The organism is Parabacteroides goldsteinii (genome assembly GCF_020091425.1).
GTDB classification, from domain to species: domain Bacteria; phylum Bacteroidota; class Bacteroidia; order Bacteroidales; family Tannerellaceae; genus Parabacteroides; species Parabacteroides goldsteinii.
The window spans coordinates 3,844,102-3,867,110 of sequence record NZ_CP081906.1; the positions used below are offsets into that span (position 1 = coordinate 3,844,102).

The following is a 23,009-nucleotide window of genomic DNA, read 5'->3' on the forward strand; positions in this document are numbered from 1 at the left end:
TACAAACTAATTAGCATTCATGGTATTCTTTCCTAGCTATCGCAGTAGAAAAGATAATATTCATAAAGTTAACATAAACTAGTATCTTCTATAAAAATCCCAATAACATCATTTGTAATCAAATTGTCAATATTATGTTTGCTGAAACAAATGTACATATTTTAAAATTAAATTCACAAATAATAGAAATCTGGTATTATAATAGAGAAGTCCAGCCTTATTTATCTTTTTGTCAACTTATTTTAGGACGGGAGGAAAGACGCGAACAAACACGTGCTGACTGTGAAAAAAATCACAAAATAAGGTATCCCTTACATATTAATAACTAAGATATACAAACACGGCTTGCAACATTCCGCAAATGCCAGTATCTTTGTACATTATTTATTAAATAAAATGGGAAGACGCTCAGGTTACAAAGACACAAATCTCAAAAAAGCCCCTCGCGGACGCAAAGTAACGGTGAAGGAAGAGAATACATTGCTCCCTTTCCTGTTCGCATTGCTAAGTGAACAGAGCAAAAGTTCCGTCAAGGCTTTACTCAGCCACGGACAAATCTTGATAAACGGGAAGGTTACCTCCCAGTTCAACGCTCCTTTAGTGCCGGGAGACGAAGTCGAGATCAGTTATGAACGGGGAAAGGTGGAATTCAGCAACCCCTTGTTACATATTGTCTGGGAAGATGACGACCTGATCGTTGTCAATAAGAAAAGCGGGCTCATGTCCGTTTCCAGCGACCGTGTAAAGGAACGTACCGCTTATCATCTGCTCAGCGATTACGTCAAGAAGAATGATCCCCGGAGCAAGATTTTTGTCCTCCACCGGCTCGACCGGGATACTTCGGGACTGATGATGTTTGCCAAGAACCAACGGGTGCAGAAAGCATTGCAGTCGAACTGGAACTCAGCCATCACCCAACGTTCTTATGTTGCCGTAGTAGAAGGCCGCCCGGAGAAAGACCATGACCTGATCGTCTCGAACCTGGTTGAAAATGCCAAGATGCAGGTATATGTAACAGCTGAAGGCGACGGAAAGGAAGCCATCACCCGTTACCATGTGCTGCACAGCAACGGCCATTATTCTTTACTGGAACTCGACCTGGAGACAGGACGTAAAAACCAGATACGTGTCCAGATGGAATCTATCGGACATCCCATCGCCGGCGATTATAAGTACGGCGCAGATACTGATCCCGCCGGACGGCTGATGCTTCATGCCCGACGGCTCTTCTTTATTCATCCGGAAACAGGGGAAGAAATGCGTTTCGAAACACGTATCCCGGATGCTTTCGTTTCATTAGCTAAATAAACTAAGACAGAAATATAGACATAGTATGAAGAAACTCTTTAGTATCTTATTGCTGGTGTTCGTAACACTGGCCGTACAGGCTCAAATTCATCAGCCTGTCAAGTGGAAAATAAAACTGGAGGACTCCAAAACTGCCGAAAAAGAAATCGTATTCACCGCCACCATTGAAAAAGGCTGGCATCTGTACGATATGAACCTGCCCGAGGGAGGGCCTGTTTCAACCTCGTTTACTTTTGAGACACTCCAGGGGGCCGAACTGATCGGACAACCGGTATCCAACATCAAGCCGACCGTCGTTTACGACGAACAGTTTGCCATGGACCTCCGTTGGTTCCCCGGTGCCGTTACCTTTACACAAAAGGTTAAAATACTCGACCCGAAGAAGTTTAAAATCGAAGGGGAAGTCGAATTCATGGTCTGCAACGACGAAACCTGTTTACCGCCCGACCGTGAGAGTTTTGCTTTCGACAGTAAAAATACGAAACTGACATTGCCTGCCGAAGCGCCTGTCGTGGAGAAAGAGGATGTTACAAAAGAACAGCCGGATACGAATCTCGTAGTGGAAGAAGGAAAAACCCTGACAACACCCGACCCGGTTGCAAAAGAAGAAAAAGTAATCGTCAATCCGGAAAAGATAACCAACGCATTAACGAACGATGCTGCTTTATGGACACCGGTTATCGACGAGTTGAAAGCCTTTGGCGATACGACCGTTACGGCAACCGATACCTCCTGGCTATTCATTTTCTTCGCCGGATTCCTCGGCGGGTTGATCGCCTTGCTGACACCTTGCGTATGGCCGATGATCCCGATGACGGTTAGTTTCTTCCTGAAACGTACGAAAGACCGGAAGAAAGCGATTCGCGATGCACTGACATACGGCTTGTCCATTATTGTAATCTACCTGGTGATGGGATTACTTATCACGGGTATTTTCGGGGCTAGCGCACTGAATGACTTGTCGACGAACGCTATATTCAATATTATATTCTTCCTGTTGCTGGTTGTATTTGCCATTTCGTTCTTCGGAGCATTTGAAATGGTTTTACCTGCCTCATGGACAACGAAACTGGATAGCAAAGCGGATTCCACCACCGGTATATTGAGTATCTTCTTTATGTCGTTCACCCTGGTACTGGTATCTTTCTCCTGTACCGGTCCGATTATCGGAACATTGTTGGTTCAGGCTGCATCCATGGGAACGGCAGTCGGTCCGGCTATCGGAATGTTCGGGTTTGCATTGGCACTCTCTATTCCGTTCAGCCTGTTCGCCATCTTCCCGAATATGTTGCAAAGTATGCCTAAATCAGGCGGTTGGCTGAACTCCGTAAAAGTAGTACTCGGTTTCCTTGAACTGGCTTTGGCTTTGAAGTTCCTTTCCGTAGCCGACCTGGCTTACGGCTGGCGTTTGCTGGATCGTGAAGTATTTATCGTGTTATGGATTGTGATATTCGTTCTGTTAGGTTTCTATCTGCTGGGCAAAATCAAATTCAGCCACGACAGCGATGTGAAATATGTATCTGTTCCGCGTCTGTTTATGGCTATCATCTCATTCGCATTCGCAGTTTATATGGTACCCGGACTTTGGGGTGCTCCGCTGAAATCGATCAGCGCCTTCGCTCCTCCTTTGTACACACAGGATTTCAGCCTGTATGATGACGAAGTCCATGCAGCCTATGACGATTATGAAAGCGGCATGGCCAAGGCCAAACTCCTAAACAAACCGGTGATGATCGACTTTTCCGGCTTCGGTTGTGTAAACTGCCGCAAGATGGAAGCATCCGTCTGGACAGACCCGAAGGTGAAACAGATACTCGAAAACGATTATGTACTAATCACCTTGATGGTAGACGATAAGACTAAACTGCCACATCCGATCGAAATCGAAGAACATGGCAAAGTCCGCAAACTGAAAACAATCGGCGACAAATGGAGTTACCTCCAGCGCAGTAAGTTCGGAGCCAACGCACAGCCTTTCTACATTCTGCTGAATGACGAAGGCAAACCGCTCGGCCCGTCTTATGCCTTCAACGAAGATGTATCGAAATACATACAATTCCTTGAAAACGGATTAAAAACGTTCAAAGAACAAAATAAATAATTAATCAATGTGCCGATATGCCAATGTGCCAATTAAGAATGCTCCTGTACCGACAGAGTTTCTTCATTTTCACATTGGCATATTGGCACATTAACTTATTGGCATATTATTACAATGTCTACGAAACAAGAAAAAATGGAAGCCTTCGGGCAACTGCTCGACATTCTGGATGAGCTCCGGGTGAAATGTCCCTGGGACAGGAAGCAAACAAACGAGAGTCTGCGTACCAACACAATCGAAGAAACATACGAATTGTGCGACGCCATTATGAAAGACGATAATAACAACATCAAAAAAGAGTTAGGCGACCTGCTCCTGCATATCGTCTTCTATGCAAAAATAGGTGAAGAGAAAGAAGCCTTCGACATCAAAGACGTATGCAACAGCCTTTGCCAAAAACTCATCTTCCGCCATCCGCATGTATTTGGTGACGCATCCGCCGATACGGCCCAGAAAGTAGAACAGAGCTGGGAACAGATAAAACTGAAAGAAAAAGGCGGCAACAAAACCGTACTGGAAGGCGTCCCCGCTTCCCTCCCGTCTGTCGTAAAAGCCCACCGTATCCAGGATAAAGCCCGCAACGTAGGTTTCGATTGGGAACAGCGCGACCAGGTATGGGATAAAGTTCATGAAGAGTTTACCGAACTGAAGGCCGAGATCGACAAAATGGATGCAGATAAGATGGAAGGTGAATTCGGAGACCTGTTCTTCAGCCTTATTAATGCCGCCCGCTTATATAAGATCAACCCGGATAACGCATTGGAACGCACGAACCAGAAGTTTATCCGCCGTTTCAACTATCTGGAAGATCATACCATCAAAGAAGGACGTTCACTGAAAGAAATGTCTTTGGAAGAGATGGATAAGATATGGGATGAAGCCAAATCGAAAGGTTTATAAAAAACAAAAGGGGAACCGACATCACGTCGCCACCCCTCCCTTAACTTAAACGCCAAAACTAAATCTAAACAAAAAACACAAATAATGATAATATTTTATTTTTTCTTGTTTTCATCTTTCCTATCGTCCGGTCCTTTCATAAAATTCCGTGCAAACTTATATTCTGCCCGCCGGTATTTATAAAGTTTCTCAGGCGATAATATCTTTTTGAATTTCTCGTAATATTCTTTTTCCAAAGCCGCTTCCTTCATCTTCACTCCGAGACATTCATCATTCACTTTCGAATAATCGGATTCAGTCGGTGGATTCTTATGCTTCAGATCCTTCGTCAGCTTACGGCATTCACGGCCAACTTCGAACATTTTTTGTTGTAACTCATTACACAACGGTATAAAAGCTGCTGCTTCTTCCGGTGTCAAGCCTACTTCAGCTGTAATGAAAGCATTTCGCTTTGCCTGAAAGGCCTCCTTATCAAAATGTCGATGTTGTTGTTTTTCTCCCTGCGCCAACACTTTCGAAGAGAACAAAACTGAAATCGCCACAAATGTAATAAAAAATATTTTGCTCATACAACTATTATTACAAAAATATGCTAATAACTTCTTTTTTTCGTCAATTTATTCGTAATTGCCCAATTCTTCTGCTAAAAGATAATCCGTATATTGAGCCTCCAGATACTCCAGGTATTCTTCATTCTCTGCTTCCATGATAGCAGTTTTTACTTCCGATGCATCTTTAGACTGTACTAACAATGTATCAGACTGGCTCTTTTCACCGTCGAAACCGACTATTGCTTTAAAGAACAACCCCAGTCCGGCAAATACAGCAGCCATATACAACCACGGACGGGCACGGTCCATCATGGAGACCTTTTTCGCCTCGGCCTTCGGTTTATCAGGTAACTGACTCATTATATTAGCCGTGAGATCCTTCATATACCCGTCGGGCACAGTAAAAGGATTCTTTCCTTTAAAACGTTCCAGATTGTTTTGTTCTTTTTCCATACACTTCCGTTTTAATACACCTTTGACGAGCTTCGCCCCAAAAGGTTTAAATGTCTTTTGTTAAAAACTCCTCGACTTTTTTGACTGCATGATGATAAGAGGCTTTGAGGGCGCCGACAGAGGTTCCCAGAATATCCGACATATCTTCATACTTCATCTCGTCAAAGTATTTCATGGTAAACACCAAACGTTGTTTCTCCGGTAAAGTGAGGATGGCATTCTGCAATTTCAGCTGTGCCTCGTCACCGTCAAAATAGTCATCTCCCTTCAGACGTTCCAGCAAAAAGACATCGGTATCGTCGATCGAGACGTTATTCATATTCCGCTGGCGGTTCAGGAAAGTAATACATTCATTGATGGCAATCTTATACAGCCAGGTAGACAACTTCGCCTCTCCCCGGAAATAATCGATATTCGTCCAGGCCTTCAGAAAAGTATTCTGCAAAAGATCATTTGCATCGTCATGGCTCAGTACCATCTTTCGTATCTGCCAATATAACTTTTCCCCATAAAGATTCACCACCCAGGCAAAAGCATCCCTTTGCCGGGCCGGATCCCGTAGTTGTTCTACGATTTCATCTTCCGTATATTGCTGCATCCTCTCCATATTTGGCTCAAATATACAAAAAAGTACGGATATAAAAAAAGCGGGCAACTTTACAGTTGTCCGCTTTTCGGAAGTGCCCAGAACAGGACTCGAACCTGCACGCCTCGCGACACACGCACCTGAAACGTGCGCGTCTACCAATTCCGCCACCTGGGCATTTCATTACTTTCAGGTAAGCAATCTCTCGTGATTGCGGTGCAAAGGTAGTGTTTTTTTTTATACTGCAAAATATCTATGCTGTTTTTTTCCTATTATTTGAATTTTCAGTTTTTATAGTCAATATTCATTGTCCGTGTTCCCATGATAGGAACACAGACAATCTTCGTTTATTCTTCCGGATTCTCCCAAACGACATCTACTAAATTAACCGTATGATTACCAGTTTTATCAGTTATGGAAGTTCCAAGATTCAGATTTAACGGCCAATAAGCATTCAAACCGTCTTCTGTCCCACTAAAATCACAATTAATATCCGCAGCAACTTCTTCTGCCGTACGTACATCTTTCCATAGACTTAAATCCTGAATATATCCTCTCATATAACGATCAGAATAAGATGGAGCCGTACCTGCCTGCAAATCAGCGTTCGGAGTTACCTGTAAAGTACCACAAGATGAGCTACCAACCTTTTTCCCATCCAGATACAAAGCTATTCCGCCGCCCTTCTGGTAAGTTGCAGCCACATGATACCAACGGTTCAACTCTAAAGAAGAAGTCTGACAACCAGTCCAGTTACCATCGTTAATATAAAACTGTATAACATTTCCACTACTTCTGAGCATCCAACCCGAGTTACCACTCTCACAAGAAATAACATTCTGATCACCACCGGCAAATTCGTTATATTTCACCCGACACTCTATAGAAAAACTTTCCGTCACATTCCAATCGCCGACTGGTCCCAAATTCATTTTAGAACCTAATCCGAAAAGAGGAACACCTGCTTTTACCGTATTAGCATAAAAGGCAGCAATAGCATCATCCAATATCTTCAATGCATTGGTATAGGCTTCATCCGATGATGAATTCTGAAGGATAAAATAGGCCCAATCAATACGGGTTTGTAAAATGTCTTTAGAACCCGGAGCTATACAACCTTCCTCATTTCCTTCCACCGACTCAGAGATAGAAGTTTCCGCTTTTTGAATACATTCGATCAAACCACTTCGGGCTAAAGAGTCATCCTCATCCTTACACGACAAGCAAATCAACATAAGGCTTGCCAAAAATATCATTGATATATACTTTGTTCTCATATAAATACATTTTTAATAACCATCATTCTGACCCAGCGTCGTCCAATCGGGCATACCATCAAATTGAGTCTGTGGTATCGGACGAACCTTATGAAAATCTTTTATATTACCTGCTGCATCCGGATTGTAAAGCTTAATATGATCAACCAGCTTACCTAGGCGCTTCAGATCAAACCAACGCTGAAACTCTCCAGCCAGCTCCCTTCCACGTTCATCCAGAATGAAATCGACAGTCATATCTTTTTCCGTTACTTCCATTTCCTTTTCATGACCGGATTTCGTAGCGCGGCTTCTAATTGTCATGATATCCCGAGCAGCACCCTGCAAATCTTTTTTCGTTGTACTTCTGATTTTCGCTTCTGCACGGATCAAATACATTTCAGCTAAGCGTAATACAGGATAATTTCTATCTGAATTGGTCGACATATCACCCGGACGTGTCTGATCATCGAATTTTGTCATACCGATAAATGTTTTACGATCGGTCGGAATACCTTTTGCATCATACAAGTCATTTACATCGAAAACAGTATAACATTTTGCCATACGTACTTTTTCCTCTGCAGAGATCGGATCAATACTCAGATATAATGCCGTATCCTTATACAAGGTCTGCATATTGGGAAATGCCGAAGTATCATCAGTCGGATCATTATACAACCATACCCACTGATGTAAGTCGGACCAGCGCAAATCAGCCTCATGATTAAATAATGATATATAATATAATGTAGGAACTGCACCACAGCCACCATAACCAGTCCAACCGCATTCTGTTTTCACACCGGCAAAACGGTCGATAAACATGGCAAAATGTTGCCAGTAATAGCTTGGTTGTTTAAAAGACTCGTCTTCCACAAACTCTGTTGTCCAGATAAACTCTTTATTTCGTTTACTGTCATCCCATAAATCTTTCAGGGAAGATGAAAGTTCCAAACCATAAGAACCATCAATAACCTGCGACGCCATATCGGCTGCCTCATCCAGCTGTTCATTATAAAGATACATACGAGCTAAAAATGCTTTAGCAGAAGGCATATCTATACGTCCATATTCGGAAGTCCGCCGATCCGGTAACAGCTTGACAGCCTCTTCCAATCCCGAAATAATTTCTTTGTAAAAATCCGCACGGGGCGAACGACTAGCCGTCATCCCTTCATCCACATCCGTCGTACGAGGCAGATATGTATCTCCCCATGTTTCAGTTATTATCCAAAGGAACATAGAACGCATAACCATCATTTCCGCTTTATACTGATCTTTTTCCGCTTCATCGGCAAAAGGCGTACTGTCTATCGTTTCAAAGAAAAGATTGATATTTGCCATCGCCTTATAGCAGTGGTTCCACAACCAGGACACATTTCCGTTTGTTGCATCCAAACCATAATAATCGCAGACTCCCATATCCGTAAAATTCCCTCCCCGAAGGAACAGGTCTGCCCCATGTTCTGTAAAAGCAGGCCATTGCCCACCACCGCCATACAGATTGTTTATCTTTGTATAGGACTGATACACCAATGCTTTAATACCATTCTCCTCACCAAAAATATCAGTTGTAGATCCGTACGATTCTTCTTTTAAAAAGTCTGAGCACCCTATTGTAGACATACATATGGCTACCAAACCCAATATAAATATTCTTTTCATACTTATTCGTTTATTATTAGAACTGAAGATTTACGCCAAAAATATAAAATGCTTCCCACCAGGAAATACCACCGGAATTTATGAACTTGCTATAATGAACAGGATCATTTGCCGTTGCATAAACACGTAGTTTTTTTACTACACTTTTATCATTGAACAATGTTTTCGGTAATGTATAACCGACTGTAATATTCCTGATATTAACATAGTTATTTTTATGATAGCCCACTGCACTCAGATATTTAACACTTTGACCGGCTACCGGACGAGGATTACAATTAGTCGGATTTTCCGGAGTCCAGTAATCAACTTTCACCGTATTCCAACGTCCCATTTCTGATGACCAGAAATCTGTACTATAAGTATCTCTCGCCAAAGCTCCGAACTCACCATAACAATCTACTGAGAAATCCAGGTCTTTCCATCGTCCATTGATCTGAAGTCCGCCAACCCAGTCAGGTCTGTTCGTGCCCAGAATCATACGGTCATTCCCATCAATCTTCCCATTTCCATCCAAATCAGCCACTTTCACTTCACCCGGTTTCTGTCCGTAAAGTGCTGCAAGGCCCGCTTCTTCTTGTTGCCAAATACCCACTTGCTTATAATCGTAGAATACACCATTTACCGGATAGCCAACAAAAAGTCCGTTATTGATATCCTCTTTCATCTCAGGATCCTGAAGGCGAACCAATTCTTCCTTATTTCTATAATAAGTAAGCGTCGCCCCCAATTCTAAATCTTTTTTCTTAACAGCAATCCCCGACAAAGAAATCTCCAATCCCCGGTTACGGGTATCTCCCACATTATCCCAGGCACGGTTAAATCCTGTCGTATAAGGAAGTGTTTTCAAATAAAGCAAATCAAAACTTCTGGAGTCATACCAGTCAACAGATCCGTAAATACGCCCATCCAGAAAACCGAAATCCAATCCGATATCAAGCATCTTATTCTTTTCCCATTTCAAGTCGGGAGTCGGACGGGTATCAGGTTCCAGACCCGGATAATTAATTTCACCGGATTCTGTTTTAAAGTTGGCATATGTACCATAAAGAGTTCCGGCTGTCGCATAAGCAGCAATTGCATAATTGCCTGTCAAACCATAACTTGCTCTCAGTTTCAGGTTAGTGATCCAATCGATCGGCTTAATGAAATCTTCCTCAGAAATTCTCCAGGCGAGGGCTCCTGACGGGAAAGTTGCCCATTTATGCCCTTCTGAAAGCTGGGAAGCCCCATCTCCTCTGACTGAAAATGTCAACATATAACGATCATTATAATCGTACTGTACACGTCCTATATAAGATACCATCTGGGAGCGGGTAAAACTTGAAGACAATGTTTTCGAATCAACCAGACGCCCCATGTTATACCACAAATAAGCAGGAGATTCCTGTTCTTTACCCGACATACTCGAGTTAACAGTTTGCCTGTTCTGCATCTCCAGTACTCCGGATAAATTAATCGTATGTTTCTTTATGTCCAGCTTATAATTCAGAATATTATTCCACACCCAGTCGGCTTGCCGATTATTAGTCATACTGGCCACATTCCGTGTATCCTGATAAGAAACGCTTCTTTCATCATAATAATATCCTCTGGAAGAGAAAGCCGGATTATAGGCAAAATTCGTATTATAAGTAAGGTTTTTTGCCAGATTGATCTCTGCAAAAATCCTGAAAAAGATCTTCCATTCTTCCGTTTTATCCTTGTAGACTTCATCGCTTTCATTCAGATACGGATTCTTTACAAAAGGATCGCCAAACGGGTAGGTATTGTAAGAACCATCAGCATCCCTCACCGACGTCAACGGAGACATCCTGATTACCGTACCGAACACATCCGGTTTATCATTTTTAATTGTATAATAAGCACGGTTAGAGATTCCGACTTTCATAAAAGGCAATACCTGATGAGATAAATCGGTAGTCAGGTAAAAATTATTGTAGTTATTATTCTTATAACGACTATCGTCATTCCGGTAATTAAATGAGATTTTATACTGAGTTTTGTCATTTCCTGAAGAAATAGTAACCAGATGGTTGGTCCAGAAACGTTTCCGGTTAAAGTATTCGCCCGTCCAATCCGTATTCATTTTTCCCATATTGGACAGTTCTGCTCCGGAAAAAGCTTTAGCATCATCAGCTTCGCTGTTCCATGTTCCGGCAGCTCGGTATGCTTCACGTTTGAATGCAATATATTCATCTGCATCCATCACTTCGAAAGAGCCCCAATCATTTACTCCGACTCCGGCAAACCCATCATAAGAAACAATCGTTTTACCTTTCTTCGCCTGCCGGGTTGTAACCAGAATTACGCCATTAGCACCTCTTGCCCCGTATATAGCGGTAGAAGAAGCATCCTTTAATACATCAATCGATTCAATATCACCGGGATTTATTGAAGCCAGCGTTTCATTATAAGGTATCCCGTCCAACACAATCAACGGGTCATTACTGGCATTTCGGGAACGTGTTCCACGGATTCGAATGGAACTACCATCCATTCGTATACCCGGAACTCCTACAAGGCTGGTCGTAATATCGTTGGCTGGTATTCTGCCAATCTTTTCTGAACTGATAGAGGCCACCGAACCTGTTATATCTTTACGTTTCATAGAAGTATAACCTGTGACAACAACATCTTCCAATCCGATAACGTCTTCCGCCATCACAATGTTGATCTCAGTACGACTTCCAATTGTTACCTCCTGGGATAACATTCCTAAATAGGAAAAGACTAGTATGTCTTTGGGATTCAGATTAGCAAAAGAGTAAGCGCCTTCCTCATCAGTAATGGTTCCGGTTGTACTCCCTTTTACACTAACATTGACACCAAACAAGGGCTCCCCATTAATATCTTTTACGATTCCAGACACATAATTGTCTGTTTTTAACACACGGGGGGGGGGGTTAACATATGTTTTGATTCCTCCGCAACCGGCAGAACCAAAACCGACATGACTAGAATCATTGGAATTTTCATTCTTCGATTCAAATCCTGAACGAAAAGTTTAGACAATTGATTAACTTGTTTCATACTCTTTATTTTTAATTAGCAATAAATATTGTTAGATAAGAAGATTATATTATTTATATCACAAACCACGCATATTAACACAAGGCAATAAATACAAACATATAACAACATATTCAAACCTTTTATATCTGTCATAATATTTATCCGGGATTAAAGCCTACTACGAGTGCTCTCCCCTTTTATTTAAAGACAAAGTAAAAGATTCCATTTTACAAATTCATAATAAAATACTCCGATATTCTTATATTATCTTACTATATTATTAATTAGAATTTAGTTAAATAAATCAGACTACCGCTCTATTCCCCAGGAATAATCCGGTGTCGATCCCATTTCTAATGTGAGAGTACCTCCTTTTAACAATTCGGAAGCCGGAAAACGGAAAGCCTGGAGTTGCTTGCCATTCAGAACAGCACTCTGAACATATTTATTGACACGGGAAGCATTATGTGCTTCTATCGTAAATGTTTGCCCTCTGCCAAAACGTTCACCCAAATCAATGACAACCTTTTCATATAACGGACTAGCGATCTCATAAACAGGCTCGATGCTACAACCACCATCTGTCTGGAAGAGCCCTAGAGCAGCCATCACAAACCAGGCACTCATTTGTCCCTGATCTTCATCTCCCAGATAAGCATTTGCCATTCCGCCCCCGTAATAACGTTCAATTATAGAACGACTCCATTTCTGAGTTAACCAAGGTTGTCCCACCCAGTTAAACAAAAAGGCAAAATGCATGGATTGTTGATTTCCCTGAACTACCGGATAATCCCAGTACTGATCGTTGGGTGCATTGTAACGCCAAGGTTCACTCGCTCCGAATCCCCATTGAAGACGTTCAACAAAACGGTCTTTTCCTATCATTTCAGCCAAAGCCGGAACATTTTGGGGAACAAAATAAGTCAATTGCCAGGCATTTCCCTCCACATAATGATGGTTCGCACCTGAATGGAAAGGATCAAAATCTTTACTCCAACTTCCATCACTATTCCGCATTTGAGCATAACCGATTTCCGGATTTATCGCATTTTTCCACCACGAACCCCGTTCTGCAAATAGTTTAGCATCCTCCTCTTTCCCCAATGCCTCAGCCAGTTGAGATACTGTCCAATCGTCATAAGCATATTCCAGTGTATTAGAAAAACGTCCGAGGTCTGCCGGAACATACCGGTGTTTCAGATAGGGCATCAAATCACGATTTCCCGCATAACCACCACAGACTTTCTGACTCGGGGTAGTCTGCATCTTTTTAACAGCAGCAAAAGCTTTTTCTCCGTCAAAACCACGAATACCCATTTGCCAAGCACTGACAATCAAAGGTATTTCATGTTCTGCGACCATTACCGGAATATATTCCATGCCAGCAGGACCTTTAGCCAACCAACCATTCGCATCATACATCGCCAATTGTGACTTTACCCAACGATTACTCCACTCCGGCGTCACCAGATTCCAAAACTGATTCAGATTCCAGAACGTATTCCAAAAAGCATCACATCCCAAAGCCACATCATCCGGATCTGAAAACCGACGGACTTTTTCATCGGCAGATACCCATTCTCCGTTTACATCGCTCCAGATATTACGGCTACACAATGCCCGATACATATTAGTATAAAAACGCACCTTCTCCAAACGGTCATTTGTCGAGATCAACACACGGTCAAACAAATCGTTCCATACATTTACCTGATTATTCCGTACCTGATCAAACTGCCAGCCAAAAGGTGAACTGATTTCTTTCTCCAGATTTTCAGCAGCATTTGCTATACTGACCAGAGAAATACCTGAACGCGCCTGTACTACCGGTGATTTTTTGGCATCAAACTGTAACCAGACACCGGCATTCTTTATATTTTGGGCTGCCAGATGTTCCGTCTTTTCCCTCTTCTCATTGATCCAACCACCCATCGATTCTATAGGCTGGTCAAACTCAATCACAAAATGAAGGGTATATTCCTGATCTGCATCAGAACTCCATACATATTTAGACAACTGATGACTGTAACCCTCGATACGAGTATCGCTGACTTTTTTTATTTCAACATCCTCTAATTGGTAATCATATTCAGCCGGAATATGCAGATCAACCAAGACCCGGGCACTATCCTTATCGGAAGGAAAAGTATATCGCTGAAAACCGCAATGAGTCGTGGCAGTCAACTCAGCTCTAATACCATAATCCGTAAGGTCTACCTTATAATAACCCAAAGGAGCTTCTTCCGTCAGTTTATCTATCCGGGAACGATAGCCTGAATCCGGGTCAGTTTCATCACCGACAATCGTTTGTAACGGTCCATTCGTCGGCATCATACCCAGCCCTCCCATCGTCCATTCGTGTATATGGCTAAAACATCCTACGCTCTCGAAAGTAGGCTGATATCCGGCCTGCCAACCGGCATTCTGATTATCAGGACTCAATTTTACCATTCCGAAAGGCATCCAGGGACCAGGTGCAATCATCCAACGGGAATGGGCCGTACCAATACGGGTATCTACATACCGGGCAAAAGTCTGAAGAGGCTGAGGCTTACGTTCCACCTTTCCTTTCTGTAATAATTTACCATCTGCCCGAACCTCGAAAGTACTGATCTGCGAAGATGCAACAGCCGGCATCGGAACTTCCAGGCAATAACGTGCTGTATCCAGCACAGTTGAAAATATCTCTTTTCCATCCAATTCGACAGCAAGAGCCGGCTGTCCTTCCAAATGTTCCACATCAACGAGCAAGGGCTGCTTATTTCCACTATCGGTAGCCACTTCATAATCGGCAGCCTTTACAGAACGAACGAATGCTTTTTCCGGATTCACCAACCGCACACGTGAAGGACCTTGCAAACCGACATGATCAAACAAAAGCCACGAACCTTCCAATACGGAAAGCGTGATGCTGTTTCCTCCCTCACGTAATACTCCTTTCTTCACCGGAATAGACAGATGAATAGGTTTCGCCTGACTCATATCCCCTGTAATAGAAGCATCGCTTCCTCCTGAAGTCAATTGAATCTTCTCTTCCTGACTATTATTAATCAAGACTTTTAACAAAGGAGGTTTATGAGGAGAATTATCAGCCAAATCAACGATCAACGACCACTCCCCTTCTTCCGGAATATTTTCCAATCCGAAAAGGATATTCACGTCATGTGTCCTTAAACCTGCGGTAGACCAAGTTCCGCCCCATTGATCGGCCGGACCGGGCAAAACATAAGGGAATGATTTTTTTACATCACTCTTCCCGACCAAGAAATATCGATCCTCAAAACCAAAGTCATTAGCCAGAAAATCTTTATACCGATCTGGTCCCAATGCCAATTCAACAGTAGAACTATCAGGGACACCTATATTCCAAATCTGTCCCTTATTGTCAGGTATTGTACAAGAGGTTACAGCCAGTACACACAGACAACTTACCAAAAGTATTCTTTTTCTCATAACTGCAAAGATTATTTATGCAGCAAAAGAAGCGATCTTCAGCGAGTCCCGCAAGTCATATTATTCTGATTGAGTTATACTATGTTCTGATTCTTTCTTTCGATATACGGAAGGAGAGACTCCCATCACTCTTGTAAAGATACGCGAGAAATAGGCTGGTTCCTCAAATCCCAGTTTAATAGATATCTCATTCAATTTAAGATTAGTAAGCACTATATACTGACAGGCTTTCTGAATCTTCAACCGAATAAAATAATTAATCGGTGACATTCTCGTCTCTTTTTGGAAAAGCATTGAGAAATGTGATGGAGAGTATTTAAAATAAGTAGCTAATTGTTCCAGCGTCAGATTTCGTTCCACATTTTCCTGCATATAGTGGATCACTTTCGATGAGAATGAATATTCTTTATGAGTAGGTAAATTATAATAACGGAACTGTTCCAGATATATGAACGAACTCAGGAACATATAAAGGCACATACTGGAATAGATCATATATTCCTTTGTGTATCCCATAGAGAAACAACTGTATATCTCCTCGAATAACCGTATCCTGTCCTGAAGCCGCGAATGTTCTCCCGGCAAAATATCTTTGGGCATGTTGTAGGACGGGACAAACTCTTTACATAGTTTTCCTTTAAAATGAAGGAAATAGATGGTCCAGGGATCATGCTCGTCCGCTCCAAATGAATAGGGAACATCGGGGGGGATAATGATATACTGGTTTTCAACGACCGTATAAGTCTTTCCATAAATAGTATACCACCCCTTTCCTTCCGTACAATAGATCAGCATCGCATATTTAGAGCCCTGGTCCTTTTGTACATAATGATACTTTACCTTCGGAAAGAAACCGATTTTCCTAACATACAAATTTCCGATAAGCGGTTCGCTGCTGTACGAATCCAGTAATTCGTCCGGCAGGGAAACAAAACGTTCTCCTTTGAATCCTTCCTTAATCTTTATCATGGCTTTAATCATAAGACCTGTTCCAATAAAGAAAACCTTCGCTTTCTCTAACCGGGAACTTACGGTCGGTTTACGATGCGAAGATACAAAAAAACTCCGCCGGTTTCCCGACGGAGTTTCTATCTTTAATACTTTCGGACTTTTCAGTCTTTCAGGTATCTTATTTACTTAACAACAGTTTTAACTGCGCTTTCGCCTTCAACAGCTACTACAACGATACCTGCCGGAGCAGAGATTGTAGCATTGTCAGAAGAAAGAACTGTTCTTGCGATTGTCTGTCCTAATACATTTGTTACAACAACTGTCTTATTAGCAGCACCCTGGATTGTTACAGAACCTACGCCACCGAATACGTTGAATCCATCAACTGTGATGTCTTCGTTGCCTACTGGCGGGCTGTAAGAATCTTCGTCAAACTGCATGTCACCTGTAACAGGTTCAGTAAAGATTGAAGTACCGAACTCAGCGATGTCAGATGAAGCAGATTTTACAATTGAAGGAGAATAGCTATAAGCTGTTACGCGTACTGCATATTCAGTCTTCGGCTGCAAGTTGATTGCTCTGATTGAAGTTGAAGTAGGACCTACTTCTTCTGATTCAATACCCTGAACAAAGAGGAAGTCCCATTTGTCAGATTCTTCCATGTAGCTAGCTACCGGCAGAGAACCGAAGTCAGGATTCCAGTCATTCTTATTGAATGCACCAGTGTTTTCTTCAAGACCGTCTTTTTCGTCACGAGACAAACGAGTTGTGTTAGTGAATTCGAAGATATCGATCTGCTTGCCACCTTCTTTCAACAGAACTGTATAAGTGTTAGCCGGGCTCAAATCAGCGTCAACGCTAAATGCTTCTGCCTTATAAGCCTCATTCAACTGAGTATTTGTTGAAATAACATCCATTGTCTTATATTCAGCACCATTCTTCATGATAGTCAGCTTATAGTTGTGGTGCAGCAACGGATTAATAACCTCACCTGTTCCGTTGAACAATTCAACCATGATTGTACCTTCTTCAGCTTTCACTTCAGAGATAAAGATATTCTTAGAAGTGTTCTGCTTTTCGTACTGACCAAGTTCTACTTTGTAGTAGTGAGCACCCGGAACTGCAGACCATCTGAATTCAGCCTTGCTACCGTTAATGTTGTCAGACAAATATTTAGTATCAACTACAGGAGCAGCCAGAACCGGAGAATAATTAACCGGAAGATCTACTGTACAGTTGCACAATGTGCTTGCTGCTAATACATCCGTAACCAGATCATGATCGCTCTTATCAGCCAACAGATCAACAGAAACCGGAATAATAGCTTCGCTTACATATTCAGCCTGGTTCTTACCTTCAGTAGAAGCGATCAATGCACCAGCAGGAGAGATAGCAATTACTTTAGATACCTCTTCAGTAGGATCGATTGAAGGCAGATCTTTACCGATCAGATAAATTTGTTTAGTTGCTGCAATGTCATCTTCAATGAATGTAACAGCGCCGAAGTCTAACTTAGCCAACTTAGCAGCTTTTGTATCAGCTGTAGTTGCGAAATACAGTTCAGGTTGTTTAACATCACCATAGATATTAGCAGCTACTGTATCATTACGGTAAGCTCCGTAGATATCGAACAGGCTGATATAGCCATTGCTCTGACCATTATTGTTTTCTACTTCTTTGTAAGCATACTTTTCATCCAAACCGTATACATAAGTCCAGCTGATCTGGTCTTTGATCTGCATCGGATACAGACGAACTGTGTCATTTACATAATTATAGATGAAGTCTTTGTTATCAACTGCTGAATGAATTGTATCAGGAACGATACCAGCCTTGTCAGACGGTTTGAATGTAGACTTAACGTAAGCAAGTAACTCACCGTATTTGTTAGGAATCAATTTGCCACCGTCCAAAGTACCGATAACAACAGTTGTATCGTGATCGAATGCACCAATCTTGTTAGATTTGCTTGTTTCTACAGTTACCGGAGCTACAAGGTTCAAACCTGCGATAACGAAAGTACCATCTTTCACTTCATAACACTGATCCTGACCCAGGTAATAAGTACCATAGTTCTTAGTATACAGATCACGGAATACGTTAGAGTCATATTCGCCCCATTCAAATTGGTCAAGATTCTGGATATTACCCAGGAAGCTGGTATAAGCACCTACCGGTTTGTCACCTGTCAATGTAGAGATAAGACCTTTGAATACAGTACCAACTACGTTGAATTGGTTGAAACCTGTCAATTCTTTTTCCCAATCTTCGTGAGTAGCTTTACCATCACCTGAATCATTTGTCAACAGGCCGAACTGAGCCATATCTGTAAGGATTTCTTCTGTCGGAACCCAATCGGTTCTGGACTGAGGTGTATATCTAACCTTAACAGGAATACCATTATTTTTCAGGTCATCCAGATTAGCTTGTTTGTACGGAACACGGATATACAATGTGTCACCAGCACTTTCACCACGCCATACAGAACCAGGTTGCGGTTCAAGACCACCAACATCACCACGATTCCAAACAGCGTTTGCATATTCTGTTGAGAAATAGAAGTTCTTATCCTGTTTTACTTTCGCTTCACCAATTCTCATAGCCTGTTTGTACAGACGGATAGTTGTATAGTTAGCGTCGTCAGCATCCGGTTTCAAACCTGTTGCGTAAACATGAACAACATGGTTACGAGAAGAGCCACCGATACCCCATACATAAGAATCCTTATTAGTAAAGTAAGGAGCTGCAAATACTTCAGCACCACCCTTTACAGCTTCACCTACAGGACATTCGCAATCCTGAGCAGCAGAGATCAAACCAGCAGAAATATTCATAATGTTTGCCAATGTTCCGGTTACAGAACCAACAACACCCTTATCTGTTTCAATACCTCTCCAGTTAGTCCATACGTGCTGAGTACGAGCAGATGTAGTCAGAACACCCGGATAATAAGCTTCACCCAGATTGATCAAATCCTGTCCTGAATAACCTTCGCAATCATCCTGAGTATTCAATGTTGCTGACAAGCCCCATTTTTCTTCAATATTATAAGCTCCATCCTGATCGATGTTCATGTTACCTGATGCAAAGTGGAAAGCAGCTTTCACTGTCCAACCTTCATTCAGATTACCTAAACAATCGATAGCAGCTTTTGGAATACATCTTGTATGTTTAAATCCTTCAACTAATTCACCTTCGAAGTACCAGTTGAATCCCAAGAATTCAATCTTATCTTCCCATCTGTCGGTAGAACCCGGATCAGCCGGAGTTAATAATTCCAGATTTAATGCACCACCATCACAAGAGTTATCAATTGCCATTCTTACTGCATTCGCAGGTGCAGGGCCAGGACCTTCTGCACAATCTAAAATAAACTTAGGTAGATATGTGAAATCAATAGATGTTTCAAGAACTTCTTCGTATTTTGTAAAGACTAAGTCGTCACCGAATTTGAATGTACCGCGAGCATCTACGCTATGTCTTACAAACGCTGTATCCGTACTGGATGCAGTAGTCGTAGCAAATACATAGTCAGCCAAAGCCCACTGGTCTTTCACAGTACCCGGCTCTACATGATAAACAACCTTTACATTTGACCAGTCAACCGGATTGTATTCATTGAACAAACCTGCACGTACATAGAAACTTCTACTTCCGTCAGCTTCTGTTGCCTGAGAGAAGTTACCTTCAGTAACATCTACATTACCAATCTTTTCAAGAACGATAGGAGCTTTCACATTCAGCTTCAAATAAGTAGCCTGAACATGATGAGGAGTTTCAGCACCAGCCATCTTATCATTGAACTTCCAGATCTTAACATCCATTTCAGATGCTTCGCATTCAGTAGAACGGTTAACACCTACACGGAATTCTTTTTCTGTTTCATAATCTATTTCTACGTGAGGACGAATGAAATCAAGATTAACACTTGAGAACAATGTTACAGGTTCCAAAGTATTATCTGTTGCATTTTCATCAGGTTCAGATAGTTCTGATTCAAGAACGATATGTACAATAGAGTTATCAATATCGACTTCACCTGTGTTAGCCATGTTAAACATTACCTTATAGGCATCTGGATTTATTACGCCATCTACAGTAACACCTTCTTTATCAACCAGGAATCCATTCTGATATTTTTCATTATAAGGTAAATCCTGAGCATCTGTACCATCCAGTTTATAAGCCTTAGCACTTGCAATCTTCCAAACCAAGTTACGGTTTACGTCATCGTTTTTCAAACGGCTGATGTAAAAATGGAAACTTGTTGCATCACTCAAACCTCTTGTATCGAATGTAAATTCAACACGACTTTGTCTTGTTTCTGTCGCTCTAACACCTAAATAAGTAATATCACCTTGAGTAATAACACCATATTGAGGTTGATTTACATTACTATATAACTCGTCGCCAGATACATACTGGCCACCAGCTACATTACCCGCTGCAGAATCAAAAGCAACAAATACCCCTGGAATAAGAGTTCCAGCATTCACATCCTGCAAAGGCAGAATATAATTCCAGTAATTAACAGTTTGCTCTGTGATATACTTTAAGGCACCTCTATTGAGAAGGTCAAATTTCGCAGCTTCTTTCAATTCATCCGCAGTCGGATCTTCAAAATCGGCCTTGTAAGTATCAGCACCTGTCTTGTACCAGGCTGGGACCGCATTTTGAGCAAAAATTGAAAAACTACTGCTTGCCACAAGGAACGCGGCGAACAAAGTAGAAAACTTTTTGTTCATAATCAAATAATTTAATTAGTAATAAAATATAAAGTTCAAATAAATCTTTCTATCAAAATAAAGTTCTGACGATTTCTAACCGCCTCATTCATCTGTGCATACCTTGCACCTAAATTCTTATGCAAATATACATATCTTTTTTTGTTGCACTATTTTTTTGTTATATTTTTTTCCCTTTAACCATGCTTTCTTATCCGATTCTTACCTTAAATCGTACAAAGGGGACGGTTTTAAGGACATATCCAACCATTAGCACTTCATTTCCTGCAATATTCCCTATACATTATTATATATAACAAAAAAACGGCCACCTCCTTTTCGGGAAGCAGCCGTTTCCGGTTTTATCTTGATGGGAAGATATTACATCATGCCACCCATGCCACCACCCATACCCGGGTTCATCGGAGGCATAGCAGGAGTATCTTCTTTCTTCTCTGCGATTACGCATTCTGTTGTCAGGAACATACCAGCGATAGAAGCTGCGTTTTCCAAAGCAACACGAGTTACCTTAGCAGGGTCGATTACACCGGCAGCGCACAGGTTTTCATACTTGTCTGTACGAGCATTGTAACCGAAGTCACCTTTACCTTCTTTTACTTTCTGAACGATAACGGCACCTTCCTTACCTGCGTTAGCAACAATCTGACGTAACGGTTCTTCGATAGCGCGTTTTACGATTTCGATACCGGTTGTTTCGTCTTCGTTTTCACCCTTCATGCCTTCCAGAACTTCGATAGCACGGATGTAAGCTACACCACCACCAGGAACTGTACCTTCTTCGATAGCAGCGCGGGTTGCATGCAAAGCATCATCCACACGGTCTTTCTTTTCTTTCATTTCCACTTCAGAAGGAGCACCTACGTAAAGAACAGCTACACCACCTGCCATCTTAGCCAGACGTTCCTGTAGTTTTTCTTTGTCGTAGTCAGAAGTAGTGTTTTCGATCTGAGTTTTGATCTGACCGATACGAGCCTGGATAGCAGCTTTGTCGCCGGCACCGTTAACGATAGTTGTAGTATCTTTGTCAACAGTGATCTTTTCGGCAGTACCCAGCATATCCATTGTAGCACCTTCCAGCTTCAAACCTTTTTCTTCAGAGATAACCACACCGCCAGTCAGCACTGCGATATCTTCCAACATAGCTTTACGACGGTCGCCGAAGCCCGGAGCCTTCACTGCACAGATCTTCAAAGAACCACGCAGACGGTTTACAACCAATGTAGCCAATGCTTCGCTGTCGATATCTTCTGCGATGATCAATAGAGGACGACCGCTCTGAACTGCCGGTTCCAGGATAGGAAGCAAGTCCTTCAATACAGAGATCTTCTTGTCGTAGATCAGGATATACGGATTTTCCATCTCGCATTCCATCTTTTCTGTGTTGGTTACGAAGTACGGAGAGATGTAACCACGGTCGAACTGCATACCTTCTACTACGTCAACTGTAGTTTCAGTACCTTTTGCTTCTTCCACTGTGATAACGCCTTCTTTCTTCACTTTCTGCATAGCTTCAGCAATCAGTTTACCAATCATTTCGTCACCGTTAGCAGAGATCTTAGCTACGTGTTCGATCTTTTCGAACTGGTCGCCTACTTCTTCAGCCTGGTCAGCGATTTTTTCAACCACTTTGGCAACGGCTTTGTCGATACCGCGTTTCAGGTCCATCGGGTTAGCACCTGCTGTAACGTTCTTCAAACCAACACCGATGATAGACTGTGCCAATACAGTAGCAGTAGTTGTACCGTCACCTGCATTGTCGTTTGTTTTGGAAGCCACTTCCTTTACCAGCTGAGCACCCATGTTTTCGAACGGGCAAGCCAGTTCCACTTCTTTAGCTACCGTTACACCGTCTTTAGTGATGTGAGGAGCACCGAATTTCTTTTCGATGATCACGTTACGGCCTTTCGGGCCTAATGTTACTTTTACAGCATTTGCCAATTCGTCCACACCTTTCTTCAAAAGGTCGCGGGCATCCATATCGTACTTAATTTCTTTTGCCATGATTATATTGTTTTATTATTT

At 42.0% G+C, this 23,009-nt stretch carries 13 protein-coding genes and 1 tRNA gene; 3 read left to right on the forward strand and 11 right to left on the reverse strand.

Annotated features, from left to right (window positions below):
- Window positions 1–396 precede the first annotated feature (396 nt).
- The 3 genes from K6V26_RS16900 to mazG all read left to right on the forward strand — a co-directional run bounded on the left by K6V26_RS16900 (window position 397) and on the right by mazG (window position 4,309).
- Window positions 397–1,308 (forward strand): RluA family pseudouridine synthase, encoded by a 912-nt coding sequence (locus K6V26_RS16900; RefSeq protein ID WP_007654625.1) that lies wholly within the window; start codon window positions 397–399, stop codon window positions 1,306–1,308.
- Window positions 1,309–1,333: 25 nt separating this feature from the next.
- Complete coding sequence (locus K6V26_RS16905) at window positions 1,334–3,409, forward strand: protein-disulfide reductase DsbD family protein (RefSeq protein ID WP_224263379.1); 2,076 nt, start codon at window positions 1,334–1,336, stop codon at window positions 3,407–3,409.
- Between the two features lie 114 nt (window positions 3,410–3,523).
- Window positions 3,524–4,309 (forward strand): nucleoside triphosphate pyrophosphohydrolase, encoded by a 786-nt coding sequence (mazG, locus tag K6V26_RS16910; RefSeq protein ID WP_224263380.1) that lies wholly within the window; start codon window positions 3,524–3,526, stop codon window positions 4,307–4,309.
- Window positions 4,310–4,404: 95 nt separating this feature from the next.
- On the opposite strand, the gene K6V26_RS16915 is transcribed toward mazG, so the two are convergent.
- The 11 genes from K6V26_RS16915 to groL form a co-directional block, all read right to left on the reverse strand.
- Entirely contained in the window at window positions 4,405–4,878 is a 474-nt protein-coding gene (locus tag K6V26_RS16915) for a hypothetical protein (protein ID WP_007654630.1), read from the reverse strand.
- 48 nt (window positions 4,879–4,926) lie between these two features.
- Window positions 4,927–5,313 (reverse strand): hypothetical protein, encoded by a 387-nt coding sequence (locus K6V26_RS16920; RefSeq protein WP_007654632.1) that lies wholly within the window; start codon window positions 5,311–5,313, stop codon window positions 4,927–4,929.
- Between the two features lie 46 nt (window positions 5,314–5,359).
- Complete coding sequence (locus K6V26_RS16925; RefSeq protein WP_044214784.1) at window positions 5,360–5,911, reverse strand: RNA polymerase sigma factor; 552 nt, start codon at window positions 5,909–5,911, stop codon at window positions 5,360–5,362.
- 83 nt (window positions 5,912–5,994) lie between these two features.
- Window positions 5,995–6,076, reverse strand: a tRNA-Leu gene (locus K6V26_RS16930).
- 170 nt (window positions 6,077–6,246) lie between these two features.
- Window positions 6,247–7,176 (reverse strand): LamG domain-containing protein, encoded by a 930-nt coding sequence (locus K6V26_RS16935; RefSeq protein ID WP_154278411.1) that lies wholly within the window; start codon window positions 7,174–7,176, stop codon window positions 6,247–6,249.
- Between the two features lie 12 nt (window positions 7,177–7,188).
- Window positions 7,189–8,823: a RagB/SusD family nutrient uptake outer membrane protein gene (locus K6V26_RS16940; protein ID WP_224263381.1), complete on the reverse strand. Its 1,635-nt coding sequence runs from the start codon at window positions 8,821–8,823 to the stop codon at window positions 7,189–7,191.
- Window positions 8,824–8,839: 16 nt separating this feature from the next.
- On the reverse strand, window positions 8,840–11,695 hold the full coding sequence (locus K6V26_RS16945; protein WP_224263382.1) for a SusC/RagA family TonB-linked outer membrane protein: 2,856 nt from the start codon (window positions 11,693–11,695) through the stop codon (window positions 8,840–8,842).
- Window positions 11,696–12,147: 452 nt separating this feature from the next.
- Window positions 12,148–15,291 (reverse strand): GH92 family glycosyl hydrolase, encoded by a 3,144-nt coding sequence (locus tag K6V26_RS16950; protein WP_224263383.1) that lies wholly within the window; start codon window positions 15,289–15,291, stop codon window positions 12,148–12,150.
- Between the two features lie 60 nt (window positions 15,292–15,351).
- Window positions 15,352–16,260, reverse strand: coding sequence for an AraC family transcriptional regulator (locus K6V26_RS16955; protein ID WP_044246026.1), 909 nt, complete (start codon window positions 16,258–16,260; stop codon window positions 15,352–15,354).
- Between the two features lie 164 nt (window positions 16,261–16,424).
- Window positions 16,425–20,987 (reverse strand): DUF6383 domain-containing protein, encoded by a 4,563-nt coding sequence (locus tag K6V26_RS16960; protein WP_224263384.1) that lies wholly within the window; start codon window positions 20,985–20,987, stop codon window positions 16,425–16,427.
- Between the two features lie 360 nt (window positions 20,988–21,347).
- A complete protein-coding gene (gene groL / locus K6V26_RS16965; protein WP_010802098.1) occupies window positions 21,348–22,988 on the reverse strand; it encodes a chaperonin GroEL in 1,641 nt (546 codons plus the stop codon).
- Window positions 22,989–23,009 lie beyond the last annotated feature (21 nt).